General features: G+C 70.9%; 16 protein-coding genes and 1 riboswitch. Of the genes, 10 read left to right on the top strand and 6 right to left on the bottom strand.

What is annotated here, in order from left to right; translation table 11 throughout:
* Positions 1-74: 74 nt before the first annotated feature.
* The 3 genes from rsgA to ABZV31_RS15370 all read right to left on the bottom strand — a co-directional run bounded on the left by rsgA (position 75) and on the right by ABZV31_RS15370 (position 3,260).
* On the bottom strand, positions 75-1,085 hold the full coding sequence (gene rsgA, locus ABZV31_RS15360) for a ribosome small subunit-dependent GTPase A (RefSeq protein WP_355893262.1): 1,011 nt from the start codon (positions 1,083-1,085) through the stop codon (positions 75-77).
* Between the two features lie 12 nt (positions 1,086-1,097).
* A complete protein-coding gene (gene aroA / locus ABZV31_RS15365) occupies positions 1,098-2,414 on the bottom strand; it encodes a 3-phosphoshikimate 1-carboxyvinyltransferase (RefSeq protein WP_355893265.1) in 1,317 nt (438 codons plus the stop codon).
* A gap of 123 nt (positions 2,415-2,537) precedes the next feature.
* Complete coding sequence (locus tag ABZV31_RS15370) at positions 2,538-3,260, bottom strand: M50 family metallopeptidase (protein ID WP_355893268.1); 723 nt, start codon at positions 3,258-3,260, stop codon at positions 2,538-2,540.
* Between the two features lie 105 nt (positions 3,261-3,365).
* Between ABZV31_RS15370 and ABZV31_RS15375 the strand changes: the two genes are divergently transcribed.
* From ABZV31_RS15375 to ABZV31_RS15420, 10 genes are all read left to right on the top strand, one after another.
* Entirely contained in the window at positions 3,366-4,205 is an 840-nt protein-coding gene (locus ABZV31_RS15375) for an SOS response-associated peptidase (protein ID WP_355893270.1), read from the top strand.
* Between the two features lies 1 nt (position 4,206).
* Complete coding sequence (locus tag ABZV31_RS15380) at positions 4,207-4,938, top strand: alpha/beta family hydrolase (RefSeq protein ID WP_355893273.1); 732 nt, start codon at positions 4,207-4,209, stop codon at positions 4,936-4,938.
* Positions 4,939-5,193: 255 nt separating this feature from the next.
* Positions 5,194-5,877 carry an RNA polymerase sigma factor SigR gene (gene sigR, locus ABZV31_RS15385; RefSeq protein WP_355893624.1) on the top strand — a complete coding sequence of 228 codons (684 nt, stop codon included), beginning with the start codon at positions 5,194-5,196 and terminating at the stop codon, positions 5,875-5,877.
* Positions 5,874-6,185: a mycothiol system anti-sigma-R factor gene (gene rsrA, locus ABZV31_RS15390; RefSeq protein ID WP_355893276.1), complete on the top strand. Its 312-nt coding sequence runs from the start codon at positions 5,874-5,876 to the stop codon at positions 6,183-6,185. The genes sigR and rsrA overlap by 4 nt, the downstream gene beginning before the upstream one ends.
* 128 nt (positions 6,186-6,313) lie before the next feature.
* A complete protein-coding gene (locus ABZV31_RS15395) occupies positions 6,314-7,654 on the top strand; it encodes an HD-GYP domain-containing protein (RefSeq protein ID WP_355893279.1) in 1,341 nt (446 codons plus the stop codon).
* On the top strand, positions 7,651-8,889 hold the full coding sequence (locus ABZV31_RS15400) for an HD domain-containing protein (RefSeq protein ID WP_355893282.1): 1,239 nt from the start codon (positions 7,651-7,653) through the stop codon (positions 8,887-8,889). The genes ABZV31_RS15395 and ABZV31_RS15400 overlap by 4 nt, the downstream gene beginning before the upstream one ends.
* Positions 8,890-8,994: 105 nt before the next feature.
* Positions 8,995-9,975 carry a hypothetical protein gene (locus tag ABZV31_RS15405; protein ID WP_355893284.1) on the top strand — a complete coding sequence of 327 codons (981 nt, stop codon included), beginning with the start codon at positions 8,995-8,997 and terminating at the stop codon, positions 9,973-9,975.
* Between the two features lie 92 nt (positions 9,976-10,067).
* Entirely contained in the window at positions 10,068-10,718 is a 651-nt protein-coding gene (def, locus tag ABZV31_RS15410) for a peptide deformylase (protein ID WP_355893287.1), read from the top strand.
* A 294-nt stretch (positions 10,719-11,012) separates the two neighbouring features.
* Positions 11,013-12,110 carry an epi-isozizaene synthase gene (cyc1, locus tag ABZV31_RS15415; RefSeq protein ID WP_355893289.1) on the top strand — a complete coding sequence of 366 codons (1,098 nt, stop codon included), beginning with the start codon at positions 11,013-11,015 and terminating at the stop codon, positions 12,108-12,110.
* Positions 12,107-13,483 (top strand): cytochrome P450, encoded by a 1,377-nt coding sequence (locus ABZV31_RS15420; protein WP_355893292.1) that lies wholly within the window; start codon positions 12,107-12,109, stop codon positions 13,481-13,483. Before cyc1 ends, ABZV31_RS15420 begins: the two co-directional genes overlap by 4 nt.
* A 41-nt stretch (positions 13,484-13,524) precedes the next feature.
* On the opposite strand, the gene ABZV31_RS15425 is transcribed toward ABZV31_RS15420, so the two are convergent.
* From ABZV31_RS15425 to ABZV31_RS15435, 3 genes are all read right to left on the bottom strand, one after another.
* The gene (locus ABZV31_RS15425) at positions 13,525-14,487 is read right to left on the bottom strand and encodes a helix-turn-helix domain-containing protein (protein ID WP_355893295.1); all 963 of its coding nucleotides are present in this window, start codon (positions 14,485-14,487) and stop codon (positions 13,525-13,527) included.
* 248 nt (positions 14,488-14,735) lie between these two features.
* The gene (locus tag ABZV31_RS15430; RefSeq protein ID WP_355893298.1) at positions 14,736-15,746 is read right to left on the bottom strand and encodes a ribonucleotide-diphosphate reductase subunit beta; all 1,011 of its coding nucleotides are present in this window, start codon (positions 15,744-15,746) and stop codon (positions 14,736-14,738) included.
* Between the two features lie 56 nt (positions 15,747-15,802).
* Complete coding sequence (locus ABZV31_RS15435) at positions 15,803-18,181, bottom strand: ribonucleoside-diphosphate reductase subunit alpha (protein ID WP_355893301.1); 2,379 nt, start codon at positions 18,179-18,181, stop codon at positions 15,803-15,805.
* Between the two features lie 144 nt (positions 18,182-18,325).
* Positions 18,326-18,440, bottom strand: a riboswitch (cobalamin riboswitch).
* Positions 18,441-18,506 lie beyond the last annotated feature (66 nt).

Below are 18,506 nucleotides of genomic sequence, written 5' to 3' on the forward strand. Positions count from 1 at the left end.
CTGTTGTCTTCCGGGCCGGGGCGGTCAGTCGCCTTCTGTACTCGGGCGGTCAGTCGCCTTCTGTACTCGGGCGGTCAGTCGCCTTCCTTCCGCTCCCGCGTGGCCAGCAGCCGGCGCAGCGAGTACAGGCGGGCTGGGTCCGCGTGTCCCTCGGCGACCCACTCGTCCAGCGCGCAGTCCGGCTCGTCGTGAGTGCATGCGCGCGGGCAGCCCTCCGTCCCCGGTTTCAGGTCGGGGAAGGCGTGGATGACGCGGGACGGGTCGATGTACGCCAGGCCGAAGGACCGTACGCCGGGGGTGTCGACGACCCATCCGTCCGCGCCGGCCAACGGCAGCGCGAGCGCCGAGGTCGTGGTGTGCCGGCCGCGGCCCGTCACCGCGTTCACATGCCCGGTCGTGCGGCGCCGGTCCTCCGACACCAGCGCGTTGACCAGGGTCGTCTTGCCGACGCCGGAGTGGCCGACAAACGCCGTGATCTTCCCCTTGAGCTGCTCGCGCACACGGTCCGCCGCATCGCCGCTCTCCAGCTCCTCGCGGCTGGTGACCACGTGCGGGATGTCCAACGCCCCGTACAGCTCCAGGAGTTTGTCCGGCGGGGCCAGGTCCGACTTCGTCAGCACCAGCAGCGGGTCCAGCCCGCCGTCGTACGCCGCCACGAGGCAGCGGTCGATCAGGCGCGGACGCGGCTCGGGGTCGGCGAGGGCGGTGACGATGGCCAGTTGGTCGGCGTTGGCGACGACCACGCGCTCGTACGGGTCGTCGTCGTCCGCCGTGCGGCGCAGCACCGACTTCCGCTCCTCGATGCGGACGATGCGGGCGAGGGTGTCCTTCTTGCCGGACAGGTCACCGACGAGGGCGACCCGGTCGCCCACGACCGCGGCCTTGCGGCCCAGTTCGCGGGCCTTCATCGCCATGACCGTACGGCCGTCGACGAGGCAGGTCAGGCGGCCCCGGTCGACGGTGAGCACCATGCCCTCGGCCGCGTCCTCGTGCTTGGGGCGGATGTGGGTGCGGGGCCGGTTGCCCCGGCGGTTGGGGCGGGAGCGGATGTCGTCCTCGTCGGTGTGCTTGCCGTAGCGGCGCATGGCGATGAGTCCCTACGCCCCGAGCATCCCGGTCCACAGTTCGGGGAACTCCGGCAGGGTCTTCGCCGTCGTCGCCACGTTCTCGATCTGCACGCCCTCGACCGCGAGGCCGATGATCGCGCCGGCCGTCGCCATGCGGTGGTCCTCGTAGGTGCGGAAGATCCCGCCGTGCAGCCGGCGCGGGCGGATGTGCAGGCCGTCGGCCGTCTCGGTCACGTCACCGCCCAGTTCGTTGATCTCCTTGGTCAGCGCGGCCAGACGGTCCGTCTCGTGCAGCCGCAGGTGGGCCACGCCCCGCAGCGTGGAGGGCGAGTCCGCGAGGGCGGCGACGGCCGCGATGCCCGGGGTCAGCTCGCCGACCTCGCTCAGGTCGACATCGATGCCGTGGATGGACCCCGAGCCGGTGAACTCCAGGCCGTACTCGGTCAGTTTGCAGGAACCGCCCATCTCGGTGAAGATCTGCCGCAGCCGGTCACCCGGCTGGGTCGTCCGGGCCGGCCAGTCCGGGACGACCACCTTGCCGCCGGTGACCAGGGCCGCCGCCAGGAACGGCTGGGCGTTGGACAGGTCCGGCTCGACGGTCAGGTCGCGGCCGAGCAGGGCGCCCGGCGTGACCCGCCAGACGTTCGGCTCGCCGCCCGACTCCGGGGTGTCCACCTGGGCGCCGACCGCGCGCAGCATGTCGACGGTCATGCGGATGTGCGGCAGGGACGGCAGCGTCGAGCCGATGTGGCGGACCTCGACGCCCTGGTTGAAGCGCGGGCCGGACAGCAGCAGGGCGCTGACGAACTGGGACGACGAGGAGGCGTCGATCTCGACCACGCCGCCGTCCAGGGCGCCGCCGCCGTGCACGGTCATCGGCAGCGCGCCGCGGCCGTCGTCGTCGATGCGGGCACCGAGGACGCGCAGGGCGTCGATGACGCCGTGCAGGGGACGCTCGTAGGACCTCGGGTCGCCGTCGAAGCGGATGGGACCGTCGGCCAGCGCCGCGACCGGCGGCAGGAAGCGCATCACCGTGCCGGCGTTGCCGACGTCGACCGTGGCCGGGCCGTGCAGGCCCGCGGGGATCACCCGCCAGGCCTCGCCGGTGCCGTCCGGGCCGACCCCTTCGTCGATGCCGACGCCCATCGCCCGCAGGGCTCTGGCCATGAGCAGCGTGTCGCGGGAGCGCAGCGGGCGGCGCAGCCAGCCCGGCTCGGAGGCGAGGGCGGCGAGCACCAGGGCGCGGTTGGTGACCGACTTGGACCCGGGCACGTGGACCGTCGCGTCGACGGCTCCGCTCGCGTGCGGGGCGGGCCAGAGGGCGGTGTGTGCGGGGTTAACGGTCATGGCCCCACTTTAGTGGTTCGCGGCGACCCGAAATCTTGATCAAAAACGGCGAAACCCGAGCGAAACAGCGGCATGGGAAATGCCGGACATATATGCGCCGCCTCGCAGCACATCCACGCGTTGTCACCTCTCCAGCAGCCAGCGCCCGCCGCCCATCAGCGAGCACAGCGACACCGCGTGAAACAGGAACAGCCACAGCCCCGCGGGTACATGCGTCAGCCGCGACAACTGGTCCGCGTCCGAATCCCCGGCGCCCCCGCGGGCCCGCTTGGTCTGCAGTTCGAAGGCCGGGCGCACCCCGCCGAGCAGCAGGAACCACACCACCGCGTAGGCGAACGCCGCCTGCACCTGGGGCCCGGCCAGCCACGACACCAGCAGGAACGCCCCGCCCGTGAGGATCACGGTCAGGGCCCCGTAGGCATTGCGGATCATCACCAGCATCGTGACCAGCAGCGCCGTGGCCAGCCACAGCAGCAGCGTGATGTGCCCGGCGGCGAGCAGGGCCGCTCCGCCCAGGCCGAGGAGCGGGGGAGCGGTGTAGCCGGCGGCCGCGGTGAGGATCATGCCGATGCCGTACGGCTTGCCGCGGCTGACGGTGAGGCCACTGGTGTCGGAGTGCAGGCGTATCCCGGTGAGGGTGCGGCCGGTGAGCAGCGCCACCAGGCCGTGGCCGCCCTCGTGGGCGATGGTGATGGCGTTGCGGGAGATGCGCCACAGGGTGTGCGGGATGACGACGGCGAGTGCGGCGACCATGGTGGCGAGTACCACCCACAGGTCGGGGTCGGGCTGGGTGCCGATCAGGCGGTCCCAGAGGTCGGGCAGCGCGGTGGATGCGGTGCTGTCCATGTTTGTCGGGTGACTCCCTCGGGTCGAGTCCAACAGGTGCCGGCGCGTGGCGCCGTCGTTGGGGGTGGTCGTCGGATGACGGGTGGACCTGGCAGGGTTGCACGCATGTGCGGACGGTATGCAGCGAGTCGCAGACCCGAGGATCTCGCAGGAATCTTTGAGATCGAGAAGTGGGAGCCGGAGGAGACCCTGGAGCCCGACTACAACGTGGCTCCGACCAAGGAGGTCTACGCCGTCCTGGACCGCCCTCTGAAGGACGCGGACGCTGCATCCACCAGTTCCTCCGGCACGGGGCGCCCGCTCCGGCAGCTGCGGAAGCTGAAGTGGGGGCTGGTGCCGTCCTGGGCCAAGTCTCCCGAGGGCGGCGCCCGGATGATCAACGCGCGCGCGGAGACGGTGCACGAGAAGCCGTCGTACCGCCGCGCCTTCGCCGCCCGGCGCTGCATCCTGCCCGCGGACGGCTACTACGAGTGGGTCACCGGCGAGCAGGAGCGGGAGCTGGAGGTCGAGGGCAGGAAGAAGCGGCCGCGCAAGCAGCCCTACTTCGTCACCCCCGCGGACGGGTCCGTGTTCGCGATGGCGGGGCTCTACGAGTTCTGGCGGGACCGGACGCTGCCCGACGACCACCCGCAGGCCTGGTGGGTGACCTGCTCGGTGATCACGACGGAGGCGGAGAAGACCCCGCTGGCAGTCGCCCCGGCCGAGGGGCCGCGGTCCCTGGCGGACATCCACCCCCGGATGCCGCTGATGCTGACGCCGGACCGCTGGGACGCCTGGCTGGATCCGGCGCGGACGGACGTCGACGACCTGCGCGCGCTCCTCGCCCCGCCGGCCCCCGGCCTGATGCGCGCCTACCCCGTCACCACGGCCGTCAGCAACGTCCGCAACAACGGACCGGAGCTGCTGAAGGAGCTGGCGGCGCCCGAAGAGGGCACACTCTTCTGACGTGACGCACGTAACCACCGAGAACGTCGAGACGGACGCGGGGACCGCCCGCGTCACCTGGCACAGGGCGGGGAACGCACGCCTCGTCCTGGCCCTGAGCCATGGCGCCGGGGGCGGCATCGAGGCGCGCGACCTGCAGGCGCTGGCGCGGGCGCTGCCCGGGCACGGGGTCAGCGTGGCGCTGGTCGAGCAGCCCTGGCGGGTGGCCGGGAAGAAGGTGGCGCCCGCGCCCAGGACCCTCGACGTCGGCTGGCGCGGGGTGTGGCCGACGCTCGGCGGGCCCGGTCTGCCGGTGATCTCCGGTGGGCGGAGTGCGGGGGCCAGGGTGGCGTGTCGCACCGCGACCGAGCTGGGCGCCCACGCCGTCCTCGCGCTCGGTTTCCCGCTGCACCCGCCGGGCAGGCCGGAGAAGTCACGGGCCGAGGAGCTGCTCGGGGCCGGGGTGCCCACCCTCGTCGTCCAGGGGGGAAACGATCCGTTCGGCAAGCCCGGGGAATTCCCCGGGATGGGAAGGGGCCGCGCGCCGGGGGTCCCCCCGGGCGTTCAGGACCGGGGGAGCGTCGGCGCAACGGCGGTGGTGGGAGACGGGTGGGCGTACGAGCTGATCGAGGTGCCCTTCGGTGATCACGGCTTCGCCGTGCCCAAGCGGGCGGACATCACGCAGGACCGGGCCCTGGAGATCATCGCGGAGGGTGTTTCCCAGTGGATCGGGTCACTCGGGGTACTCGGCTGACGTCCGGGAATGCCGAGCCCCCGGCCACTGTTGAGGCGGACAGACGTGCTGGTCGGCAGCACCGACGTCGTAGGAGAGGAAGTCCGCCGCATGGGTTCGACCATCTGCCCGAGCCGCAGCAGCCGCACTGACCTGGACTGGACGGTGCTGCACGCGGCCGTGACCGCCCCCATTGGGGCGGCGGACGGGCCGGATCGTCGTCTATCCTCCGATTCTGGTGGGACTGGACTCGGTCTCGCCCAAAGTCTTGAGGAGGTGGGTCCGGTCACCGGTACCGGCGCAGGGACCGAGAACGGCCAGGCGGAGCAGCCCGAGGGCCGGGGCACGGGCGCGGAGTCGACCGCGCAGCGCAGTGCGCGCTTCGAGCGGGACGCGCTCGAATTCCTCGACCAGATGTACTCGGCCGCGCTGCGCATGACGCGCAATCCGGCCGATGCCGAGGACCTGGTGCAGGAGACGTATGCCAAGGCGTACGGGTCCTTCCACCAGTTCCGCGAGGGCACCAACCTCAAGGCGTGGCTGTACCGGATCCTCACGAACACCTTCATCAACTCGTACCGCAAGAAGCAGCGCGAACCCCAGCGCAGCGCGGCCGAGGAGATTGAGGACTGGCAGCTCGCGCGTGCCGAGTCGCACATGTCGACAGGTCTGCGCTCCGCCGAGTCGCAGGCGCTCGACCACCTGCCCGACTCGGACGTCAAGGAAGCGCTGCAGGCGATCCCCGAGGAATTCCGCATCGCCGTCTATCTCGCGGACGTGGAGGGCTTTGCGTACAAGGAGATCGCGGACATCATGGGGACACCCATCGGTACGGTGATGTCCCGGCTGCACCGGGGCCGCCGTCAACTGCGCGGCATGCTCGAGGATTACGCCCGCGATCGCGGGCTGGTCCCGGCCGGCGCCGGAGAGTCGAACGAAGCGAAAGGCTCGGGCTCATGAGCTGCGGAGAGCCGCATGAGACGGACTGCAGTGAGGTACTCGGTCACTTGTACGAGTTCCTCGACCGTGAGATGCCGGAAGTCGATCGCACCAAGTTCGAGCACCACTTCGAGGAGTGCTCGCCGTGCCTCGAGAAGTACGGCCTGGAGCAGGCCGTGAAGAAGCTGGTCAAGCGGTGCTGCGGCCATGACGACGTGCCCGCCGACCTCCGCGCCAAGGTCATGGGACGGATCGAGCTGATCCGCTCCGGCCAGATCGTGCCCGAGCACGACGTGACCGCGGTTCCGGTGACGCCGCAGGAGTCCTGACCGGCACGCGTCCGGACTGCCGTCCATCCGTCACCCGAACGTGCTAATCCGCGTGCTATCGGCCCGCGGACTCCCCTGCCCGCCCTAGGCTCCGGAGCCCTGGACAGGCGTGACCGGGGAGGGGCGTCATGGAGGCGGTTCCGCCACGGGCCCGTGTGTACGTCGCCTGCGTCGCCCTCGGCGCCCTGCTCTGTCTGCTGCCGCTGCCGATCCTGCGGACGCCCTGGTGGGCGGTCGCCCTGCTCGCCGTGGTGTACGCCGGCGGCGAGCAGCTCGCCCGGCGGCGCTTCGCCGGTACCTTCTACCCCGTACTGCTCGCCGCGGCCTTCCTGCTGCCGCCGGCCGCCGCCGCGCTCGTCCCGCTGCCGGGTGCCGTGCTCGCCCGGGCGGAGCAGCGGCCCGAGGGGTTGCGGCGGATCTGGCGGGCGGCCCAGCTCACCCTCGCCGTGTGGGCGGCCGCCCGGGTGCACTGGGCGCTGGGCGGGCGGGACGCCGTCGTGGGGTCCGACTTCCCCTACGCCCTCGTCCCCGCCGGGGCCGCCGTGCCGGTGTTCTGCCTGGTGCTGACGGCGCTGGACGGCGGGATTCGCGCGCTGGCCGTGGGGGGACCGCCCGCGCCGTCGAGGCAGCGGGGGAGGGGGCCGGTACGCCGGGCGTGGCGGGGGCTGTTCCTGCGGTCGCTGGCGCCGATCGGCGTGCACGGGCTCGCGGGACTGATGATGGCCGTGCTGTGGCGCAGTCCGTACGGGCCGGTCGCCGCGCTGCTCGTGCTGCTGCCGATGTACGTGTCGTGGTGGGTGTACGCGCAGTCCCACCAGGAACGGGCCGCCCACCGGGCGACCATCCGTGCGCTGGTGCAGGCCGTCGACATCAAGGACGGGTACACGCGCGGGCACAGCGAGCGGGTCGGGCAGGCCTCCATGATGATCGCGCGCGAGCTCGGCATGGAGGACGAGCGCGTCGAGGTGCTCCGGTTCGCCGGGATCCTGCACGACGTGGGCAAGCTGGGCGTCCCCACACGGTTGCTGCGCAAGGACGGACCGCTGACTCCCGAGGAGCGGCGGGTGATCGAGCTGCATCCCGAGTACGGGCACGAGATGGTGCGGGGCATCTCCTTCCTCGGGGAGGCACGGGCGGCGATTCTGCACCATCACGAGCGGCTGGACGGGAGCGGCTATCCGTACGGGCTGATGGGAAGCCAGATTCCGGAGTGCGCACGGGTGGTGGCCGTCGCCGACGCGTTCGACGCGATGACGTCCACGCGGTCCTACCGCAGGGCCCGGCCGGTCGGGGCCGCCGTGGAGGAACTGCAGCGGTGCGCGGGGGCGCAGTTCGACCCGCGGATGGTCGCCGCGCTGGTGCGGGCGCTCGGCAGGTACGGCTGGCATCCGGCCGTCACGGCGGAGGACGAATCGCGGGTCGTCCCACCGGCGCCGCCCGCTTCCGAGCGCCAGGAAGCGCGCCGATGAGCCGGCCGCCCCTGATGGTCCTCATCCGCGCCTGCGCCCTCCTCCTCGCCCTCCTCTCCCTCGCCGTCACGCTCCGAACCGGTCTCGAAGGGCGTGGGGCCGCCCTCGCCTTCGGGGTGCTCGTGCTCGTCGGTGAGCTCACCCGGTGGACGGGGGCCGACGTCAGGGAGGCCGCGCCGCTCGGGGCCGCCGGGGCGTTGTCGTACGCCCTGCTGGGAGAGGACGCCGGCCGGCCCACCCACCACGGCGCCTTCCAGGTCGTCACCGTCGTGCTCGCCGCCTCCCTCCTCGGCAGCGTGCCGCACATCGCGCGCGGGCAGACCCCGACGCTCGACCACCTGGCGCGGCGGATGCTCACCGTCTCCTTCGCGGCCGTGTGCTTCCAACCGCTCTACGGCCGAGGGGCGTTCGGGACGTGGGGCGGACCCGCGTACGCCCTGCTGCTGCTCGCGCTCCTCGTGCTCACCGCCCTGTGCGACGCCGTGCTCGCCGCCGCGCTGGCGCACTGCCGCACCCGCTGGCCGTTCGGCCCGCTGCTGCGGGAAAAGCTGCGGGGCCTGCTCGGGATCGGGTCCGCGGTGTGCGCGACGGGCGCGGTGATGGCCCTCGCGGTCGCCGTGGCCGGACTCTGGGCGCTGCCCGTGTTCTCGCTGCCGCTGTTGCTCACCCAGCTGTCCTACCGGCGGTACGCCGCCGTGCGGACCACGTACCGGCAGACCATCGCCTCCCTGGCCCGGGCCACCGAGGTCGCCGGGTACACCCCGGCCGGGCACGCCCGGCGCGTCGCCGCGCTCAGCCGGGCCGTGGGGCGGGATCTGGGGCTGTCCGAGCCCGAGCTGACCGTGCTGGAGTACGCGGCCCTCATGCACGACATCGGCCAGCTCAGCCTGGTCGACCCGGTCCCCGCGGGCGCCACCGCCGGGCTGCCCCCCGAGGAGCAGCGGCGCATCGCGCTGCTCGGGGGGGCCGTCGTACGGCAGACCGGGGTCGACGCGGCGGTCGCGGTGGTGGTGGAGCGGCAGGCCGACTGCTACCGGGAACAGCCACTGTCCGCGCGGATCGTGCGGGCCGTGAACGCCTACGAGGAGAAGGCGCGGGACGCCGGGCCCGGCGGGCCGCTGAAGGCGCTGGAGGAGCTGCGGCTGGCCACCGCCGGGGAGTACGCCCCCGAGGTGGTCGAATCACTGGCCCGGGTGCTCTCCCGGGACTGTCTGACCCTGCCCGCGACGGGGTAACCCATGGGTAATGAGCGTCCCTCCAGCCGTACGTGGTTGGATGCGGATGAGAGGGTGTCCGGGGGCACAAGCCAGCGCACTGAACGGAACTGGCAGGCGGGAATCGTGAGGATCTTCGGCAAGGGACGGCACCGGCCCTCCGCCTCCTGGCGGCAGGCCACCGACCGCGCGTTCACCCTGATCGGCGACGGCCGGTACGAGGACGCGGGCGCGCTGTTGACACGTGCCGCCGACCTGGAGCCCTGGCTGTCGGAGTCCTGGTTCAACCTCGCCCTGCTGCACAAGTTCCGGCACGACTGGGAGCAGGCCCGGGCGGCGGGTCTCAGGGCCGTCGCCCTGCTCGACCGGGAGACCGGGGCGCCCGACTGGTGGAACGTCGGCATCGCCGCCACCGCCCTGCAGGACTGGCCGCTGGCCCGGCGCGCCTGGCAGGCGTACGGCCTGAGGGTGCCCGGGGGCGCGGCCGCCTCCGGGGAGCCGGTGGGCATGGAGCTGGGCAGCGCGGCCGTACGGCTGTCGCCCGAGGGCGAGGCCGAGGTCGTGTGGGGGCGCAGGCTGGACCCGGCCCGGATCGAGGTGCTGTCCATCCCGCTGCCGTCCTCCGGGCGGCGCTGGGGCGAGGTCGTGCTCCACGACGGCGTGCCCCACGGGGAGCGGACCACCGCCACCGGGCACACCTACCCGGTCTTCGACGAGATCGAGCTGTGGGCACCTTCGCCCGTGCCCACCTGGGTGGTGCTGCTGGAGGCCGCCACCGAGGCCGACCGGGACGCCCTGGAGCAGCTCGCCGCCGACGCCGGCTTCGCCGCCGAGGACTGGTCGTCGTCCGTGCGGCTGCTGTGCCGGATGTGCTCGGAGTCGCGGATGCCGTCCGACGTGGGCGACGGCGTGCACCTCGACCCGCACGACCACAGCGAGCCGGGGCGCCCCGGGCCGCTCGGCCACCGCACCGACGGGCAGCTGTGGGTGCCGGAGCGGGAGTGTGGCATCGCGGCGCCCGCCGCGCTGGTGCGGGGCCTGCTGGACGGCTGGGTGGCGGACAGCCCGGACTCGCGGGACTGGCGGGACCTGGAAGAGGTGTGTTAGGGCAGAAGTCTGCTGAGGTCCGGGCACCTGGCGGTCCCCTTTAGGCTGTACTCGCAGATTTTCCCAGGCTTGCAGGAAGGCGTACGTCGGTCATGGCGCAGCAGGACACCGATCAGCAGAACGCGGGCGTGCTCCCGGTCGACGACGAGGGCTTCGTCATCGACACGGAGGACTGCGAGGAGCGCGAGACGGCCTGGCGTGAGCGCGGCACCTCGCGGCCGATCACGGTTGTCGGCAACCCGGTGCTGCACAAGGAGTGCAAGGACGTCACCGAGTTCGGCGAGGAGCTCCAGCAGCTGGTCGCGGACATGTTCGCCAGCCAGCGCACCGCCGAGGGCGTGGGCCTGGCCGCCAACCAGATCGGCGTCGACCTGAAGGTCTTCGTCTACGACTGCCCGGACGACGAGGGTGTCCGGCACGTCGGCGTGGTCTGCAACCCGAAGCTCGTCGAGCTGCCCGCCGACAGGCGCCGCCTGGACGACGGCAACGAGGGCTGTCTGTCCGTGCCGACCGCATACGCGCCGCTGGCCCGTCCCGACTACGCCGAGGTGACCGGGCAGGACGAGAAGGGCAACCCGATCAAGGTGCGCGGCACCGGCTACTTCGCGCGGTGTCTGCAGCACGAGACCGACCACCTGTACGGCTACCTGTACATCGACCGGCTCTCCAAGCGTGAGCGCAAGGACGCGCTGCGGCAGATGGCCGAGAACGAACCGCGCTACCCCGTGGTCGCCAACGACTGAGACTCACCTGGGCAGTTGGGGCGCGAGTGCCCCATCGACACGGCGCCTGGTCGGAAGGGAACCGACCAGGCGCCGTTCGTATGTTCTTCGCACATTCGATCCCTTGTGCGCCTCAAGCGATTCGTAATCAGTCACACAAGGGGAGATTCTCGGCATGCCGGAGTGGTGAGTGAAGCAAATGCGTTCCCAGACCGGTCGGTTGTGGTGCTGAATGGAGGTGCGGGGATATGCGACGGCGCGCGCCCGGCACAGCAGGGGGGGTGCGTGCCACTGGCGGCTGAGAGGGGTTTGTTCGTGCCAGCTTTCCCATACAGCACCACATCGACATCGACATCGACATCGACGGCGGTCGCAGTCCCACCGTCGCTCGCTCTCCCGGTGATCGAGGCCGCGTTTCCCAGGCAACTGCACCCGTATTGGCCCAAACTCCAGGAGAAGACCCGCTGCTGGCTGCTCGAAAAGCGGCTCATGTCGGCGGACAAGGTGGAGGAACATGCCGACGGCCTGTGCTACACCGACCTCATGGCGGGGTACTACATCGGTGCCTCCGACAAGGTCCTCCAGGCGATAGCGGACTACAGCGCGTGGTTCTTCGTCTGGGACGACCGCCACGACCGCGACATCGTCCACGGCCGGCCGGTCGCCTGGCGGCGGCTCCGGTTCGCGCTGCACACGGCCCTCGACTCCCCCCAGGAGCACCTGCACCACCAGGATCCCCTGGTCGCGGGGTTCGCGGACAGTGTGGCGCGACTGTACTCGTTCCTGCCGGGGTCGTGGAACGCCCGCTTCGCCCGGCACTTCCATGCGGTGATCGAAGCCTATGACCGGGAGTTCCACAATCGCACCGAGGGCGTCGTGCCCACGGTCGAGGAATACCTCGCGCTGCGCCGGCTCACCTTCGCACACTGGATCTGGACCGACCTGCTGGAGCCGAGCGCGGGCTGCGAACTCCCGGACGCCGTGCGGGAACACCCCGCATACCGGCGTCCGGCACTGCTCAGTCAGGAATTCGCCGCCTGGTACAACGACCTGTGCTCGCTGCCCAAGGAAATCGCGGGCAACGAGGTGCACAACCTCGGAATTAGCCTCATCAAATACGAGGGGCTGACCCTGGAGGAGGCGATCGCGGAAGTCCGACGACGGGTCGAGGAATGCATATCCGAATTCCTTGTCGCGGAACGAGAGGGCTTACGCTTCGCCGACGACCTCGCGGACGGCACGGTGCGGGGAAAGGAACTGAGTGCCGCCGTACGGGTCTGCCTCGACAATATGCGGAACTGGTTCAGTTCCGTCTACTGGTTCCACCACGAGTCCGGCCGTTACATGGTCGACAGTTGGGACGACCGGTCCACGCCCCCGTACGTCAACAACGAAGCGGCAGGTGAGAAATGACCGTCGAGTCAGTGAAGCCCGAAGCCCAGCCGATCGCGGCTTCGGAGCTGCGTGAGCCGCCCCTCGCCGGCGGCGCGGTCCCGGTCCTCGGCCATGGCCTGAAGCTGGTCCGCGACCCGCTGGCCTTCATGTCCCAGCTGCGCGACCACGGCGACGTCGTCCGCCTCAGGCTCGGCCCCAAGACGGTGTACGCCGTCACCACGCCGACCCTCACCGGGGCGCTGGCGCTGAGCCCCGACTACATCATCGCCGGCCCGCTGTGGGAGTCCCTGGAGGGCCTGCTCGGCAAGGAGGGGGTGGCCACGGCCAACGGCCCCCAGCACCGACGCCAGCGGCGCACCATCCAGCCCGCCTTCCGGCTCGACGCCATCCCCGCGTACGGGCCGATCATGGAGGAGGAGGCGCACGCCCTGACCGAGCGCTGGCAGCCCGGGGAGACGATCGACTGCACCTCGGAGTCCTTCCGGATCGCCGTGCGCATCGCGGCCCGCTGCCTGCTGCGCGGCCAGTACATGGACGAGCGGGCCGAGCGGCTGTGCGTCGCACTCGCCACCGTCTTCCGCGGCATGTACCGGCGGATGGTCGTCCCGCTCGGGCCGCTGTACCGGCTGCCGCTGCCGGCCAACCGCGAATTCAACCGTGCGCTGGCCGATTTGCATCTCCTCGTCGACGAGATCGTCGCCGAGCGCCGCGCATCCGGTCAAAAGCCTGACGATTTGCTGACGGCATTGCTGGAGGCGAAGGACGACAATGGCGAGCCCATCGGGGAGCGGGAGATCCACGACCAGGTCGTCGCGATACTCACCCCCGGCAGCGAAACCGTGGCCTCCACGATCATGTGGCTGCTCCAGGTGCTCGCAGAACACCCGGAACACGCGGACCGGGTGTGCGCCGAAGTCGAATCCGTGACCGGTGGCCGGCCCGTCGGATTCGAGGACGTCCGCAAGCTCACACACACCAACAATGTCGTCGTGGAGGCGATGCGTTTGCGGCCCGCCGTATGGATATTGACGCGGCGGGCGGTCACGGACACCGAACTCGGTGGCTATCGCATTCCGGCCGGGGCGGACCTCGTGTACAGCCCGTACGCGATCCAGCGCGATGGGCACTCGTACGCGGACAACCTGGAGTTCGACCCCGACCGGTGGCTTCCGGAACGTGCCAAGGACGTACCGAAATACGCCATGAGCCCGTTCAGCGTGGGCAATCGCAAGTGCCCCAGCGACCACTTCTCGATGGCGCAACTGACCCTCGTCACGGCGGCGGTGGCGACGAAGTTCCGCCTGCGGCAGGTGGCCGGGTCGAACGACGCGACCCGCGTGGGCATCACGCTGCGCCCGCACAAGCTGCTGCTGAAGCCGGAGCCGAGGTGACGCGGTGACACCGCCTGCGCGGTGACGCGGCCGGCGCGCGGTCAGGCGGCCTGAGGGCCCCTGAACGCGCGCCGGTAGGCGTTCGGGGTGGTGCCCAGCGCCCGTACGAAGTGATGGCGCAGCGCGGCCGCCGTGCCGAACCCGGTCCGGGCCGCGATCGCGTCCATCGTCTCGTCCGTCGCCTCCAGCAACTTTTGCGCCAGCAGCACGCGCTGGCGCAGGATCCAGCGGTAGGGAGTCGTGCCCGTCTCCTGCTGGAAGCGGCGGGCGAAGGTGCGCGGCGCCATGTGCGCCCGGGCGGCGAGCTGCTCGACGGTGACCTCCTCGTCGAGGTGCTCCTCCATCCAGACCAGGACCTCGCTGACGGTGTCGCACGCGGACTTCGGCAGCGGCCGCTCGATGTACTGCGCCTGCCCGCCGTCCCGGTGCGGCGGCACCACCATGCGCCGGGCGATCTTGTTGGCGACCTCCGGGCCCTGCTCCTTGCGCACGATGTGCAGACAGGCGTCGATGCCGGCGGCGGTACCGGCCGAGGTGATCACCGGGTCCTGGTCGACGTACAGCACGTCCGGCTCGACGACCGCGCGTGGGAAGCGCCGGGCGAGCTCGTCCGCGTGCCGCCAGTGCACCGTGCAACGCCGCCCGTCCAGCAGCCCGGCGGCGCCCAGCACGAAGACGCCCGAGCAGACGCTGAGCACCCGGGTGCCCCGCTCGGCGGCCCGGCGCAGCGCGTCGAGCAGCTCGGGCGGGTACTCGCGGGTCTCGTACGTGTTACCGGCCGGTACGGCGATCAGATCGGCCTCCTCGAGCCGCTCCAGGCCGTACGGCGTCGACACCGTGAACCCGCAGTGGGTGCCCAGCGTGGGCCCCTCGGCCGAGGCGACCGCGAAGTCGTACACCGGCAGTCCCTCGTCGCTGCGGTCGATGCCGAACACTTCGCACACGACACCCAACTCGAAGGGGTGCACGCCGTCGAGCAGGACGGCGGCCACGTTCTTCAGCATGCTGCCAGTGTGCCACGGAAGTGGCAGTAATTCGAGGGTGGACGACAGTCCTGCCACTCACGGTAAGGAGCATTCGGCGCAACAGTGGTGTCCATGGATACGACACATCTGCAAGGCCTGATCGGAATGCTCACCGTCCTCGGGATCCTGGTCCTCCTGGTCCTCCCGTCAGCGATCGGCATCGCGCACGACCGGCGCGTCGACCGCCGGATCCGGGAGACCCAGGAGGCGCGGAAGGAGGTTGCGGATCAGAAGTCCTCATCCAGGTCGACGGTGCCCTCCACCGCCACCTGGTACGCCGACGGACGCCGCTCGAAGAAGTTGGTCAGCTCCTGAACGCCCTGGAGCTCCATGAAGGAGAAGGGGTTCTCGGAGCCGTACACCGGAGCGAAGCCGAGGCGCGTCAGGCGCTGGTCGGCGACGCACTCCAGGTACTGCCGCATCGAGTCGGTGTTCATGCCCGGGAGGCCGTCACCGCACAGGTCGCGCGCGAACTGCAGCTCGGCCTCGACGGCCTCCCTCAGCATGTCGGTGACCTGCTGCTGGAGCTCGTCGTCGAAGAGGTCCGGCTCCTCCTTGCGGACGGTGTCCACGACGTCGAAGGCGAACGACATGTGCATCGTCTCGTCGCGGAACACCCAGTTGGTGCCGGTCGCCAGGCCGTGCAGCAGGCCCCGGCTGCGGAACCAGTAGACGTACGCGAAGGCGCCGTAGAAGAACAGGCCCTCGATGCACGCGGCGAAGCAGATGAGGTTGAGAAGGAAGCGGCGGCGGTCGGCCTTCGTCTCCAGCCGGTCGATCTGCTCCACCGAGTCCATCCACTTGAAGCAGAACTCGGCCTTCTCGCGGATGGAGGGGATGTTCTCGACGGCGGCGAAGGCCGCGGCACGGTCGTCCGGATCGGGGAGGTAGGTGTCCAGCAGGGTCAGGTAGAACTGGACGTGGACGGCCTCCTCGAAGAGCTGGCGGCTCAAGTACAGGCGCGCCTCGGGGGAGTTGATGTGCTTGTACAGCGTCAGCACCAGGTTGTTCGCGACGATCGAGTCGCCCGTCGCGAAGAAGGCGACCAGGCGGCCGATCAGGTGCTGCTCGCCCGGCGTGAGCTTCACGAGGTCGGCGACGTCCGAGTGGAGGTCGACCTCCTCCACGGTCCAGGTGTTCTTGATGGCGTCCCGGTAGCGCTCGTAGAAGTCGGGGTAGCGCATCGGGCGGAGAGTCAGCTCGAAGCCGGGGTCGAGGAGATTGGCGTGACGAATCATTGCTGTCGGCGCGAAGCGCCGTCCTCCAGGGGTGGTCGTCGGGTGGCGGGCGGGAATTACTGGCAGGCTTCGCAGGACTCGGGGTTCTCCAGGGAGCAGGCGACGGCGTCGGGGTCGGCGACCTGCTGGACCGGGACGGGGACGGGGGCTTGGGTCTGCGCCTGTGCCCGGGCGGCGCGGGCGATCCGGGTCGCCGGGCGCGAGCGCAGGTAGTACGTCGTTTTCAGACCCGACTTCCAGGCGTACGCGTACATCGAGGAGAGCTTGCCGATGGTCGGCGTCTCCATGAACAGGTTCAGGGACTGGGACTGGTCCAGGAACGGCGTGCGGGCGGCGGCCATGTCGATCAGGCCGCGCTGCGGGATCTCCCACGCCGTGCGGTACAGCTTCCGCACGTCCTCGGGGATCCAGGCGAAGTCCTGCACCGATCCGTTCGCGTCGCGCAGCGCCTCGCGGGTGCGGGCGTCCCACACGCCCAGCTCCTTCAGGTCCTGCACCAGGTAGGAGTTGACCTGGAGGAACTCGCCGGAGAGCGTCTCGCGCTTGAACAGGTTGGAGACCTGCGGCTCGATGCACTCGTACGCGCCCGCGATCGACGCGATGGTGGCGGTGGGCGCGATGGCGAGCAGCAGCGAGTTGCGCAGGCCGACGGCGGCGATGCGCTCCCGCAGGGCCGCCCAGCGCTCCGGCCAGGTCAGCTCGACGTCGTAGTGGTCGGGGTGGAGAACGCCCCGGGCGGCACGGGTCTTCTCCCAGGCCGGGAGCGGACCGCTGCGCTCGGCGAGGTCGGCGGAAGCCTCGTAGGCGGCGAGCATGATGCGCTCGGCGATGCGGGTGGAGAGGGCCTTGGCCTCGGGGGAGTCGAAGGGCAGGCGCAGCTTGAAGAAGACGTCCTGCAGGCCCATGACGCCGAGGCCGACCGGGCGCCACTTGGCGTTGGACCGGCCCGCCTGCTCCGTCGGGTAGAAGTTGATGTCGACGACGCGGTCGAGGAAGGTGACGGCCGTGCGGACCGTCTCGTCCAGCCGCTCCCAGTCGATGCCGTCGCCGACCACGAACGCACCCAGGTTGACGGACCCCAGGTTGCAGACCGCCGTCTCCCCGTCGTCCGTGACCTCCAGGATCTCCGTGCAGAGGTTGGAGGAGTGGATGACGTGGCCCGGTTCGGCCGTCTGGTTGGCGGTGCGGTTGGCGGCGTCCTTGAAGGTCATCCAGCCGTTGCCGGTCTGCGCGAGGGTGCGCATCATGCGGCCGTACAGGTCCCGGGCGGGGATCGTCTTCTTCGCCAGGCCCGCGGCTTCCGCCTTGCGGTACGCGGCGTCGAACTCCTCGCCCCACAGGTCGACCAGCTCCGGCACGTCGGAGGGGGAGAACAGCGACCACTGCTCGTCGGCGTTGACCCGGCGCATGAACTCGTCCGGGATCCAGTGCGCGAGGTTCAGGTTGTGCGTGCGTCGGGCGTCCTCGCCCGTGTTGTCGCGCAGCTCCAGGAACTCCTCGATGTCGGAGTGCCAGGTCTCCAGGTAGACCGCGGCCGCGCCCTTGCGCCGACCGCCCTGGTTCACGGCGGCGACCGAGGCGTCGAGGGTCTTCAGGAACGGGACGATGCCGTTGGAGTGCCCGTTGGTGCCGCGGATGAGGGAGCCGCGGGAGCGGATGCGGGAGTAGGCGATGCCGATGCCGCCGGCGTGCTTGGAGAGGCGGGCGACCTGGTGGTAGCGCTCGTAGATGGAGTCCAGTTCGTCCTTGGGGGAGTCGAGCAGGTAGCAGGACGACATCTGGGGGTGCCGCGTGCCGGAGTTGAAGAGCGTGGGGGAGGAGGGGAGGTAGTCGAGGCGGCTCATGAGCCCGTAGAGCGCCGCGACTTCGTCCACCGACCGGCTGGTGTCGTCCTCCGCCAGTCCGGCGGCGACGCGCAGCATGAAGTGCTGGGGCGTCTCGATGACCTTGCGGGTGATCGGGTGCCGGAGCAGGTAGCGGCTGTGCAGGGTGCGCAGGCCGAAGTAGCCGAAGCGGTCGTCGGCGTCCGGGTCGATCAGGGCGTCGAGGCGCTCGGCGTGGATACGCACGAACTCCGCGGTCCGGTCGGCGATGAGCCCCTCCCGGTGGCCGACGGCGACGGACTCGGTGAAGGACGTGACGCCCTGGGAGGCGGCCTCGGCGCGGATGCCGAGGGTCAGCAGGCGGGCGGCCAGCTTCGAGTAGGCCGGGTCCTCGGAGATGAGGCCGGCGGCCGCCTCCGTGGCCAGCTCGCGCAGCTCGGTCTCGTCCGCGTGCGCCGACCGGCCGCGCAGCGCGGCGGCGGCGACCCGGCCGGGGTCGGCGTCGGGGAGGTCGGCGGTCAGCTCGGTCAGGGTCCGCAGCAGCGCGGCACCGGGACCGTCGTCGGACACCTGGGTCGCCGCTGAAGCCGGATCGGCTGGCGCGATGGTCACGTGGGGCTCTCCCTCGCTCGGCACGGGGCCTCGCCGAGGGCAGGGGGCGGCTCACGAGCGCACGCGGCGTCGCGTCCACCGGCCCATTCCACGAGGCCCGGACGTCAGGGCACCCGGACCGGACGGCCGGGCGCACTGTCGGCAGGTCCTCGGACTGACGCTCGTACGCGGCATGCGGGCATGACGGCAGTGACGGCATGCGGGCATACGCGTAGGAGTACACCGTTGCGGGACAGTTCCGGATTCGCACCGGATTCCCCTGCGGCGACAGCGAGCATGAGCATACATCTTGTGCCGGACTCCGGGAGCATCCCCATATGTTGTG

It is taken from the genome of Streptomyces sp. NPDC005202 (genome assembly GCF_040608235.1).
Lineage (GTDB): Bacteria > Actinomycetota > Actinomycetes > Streptomycetales > Streptomycetaceae > Streptomyces.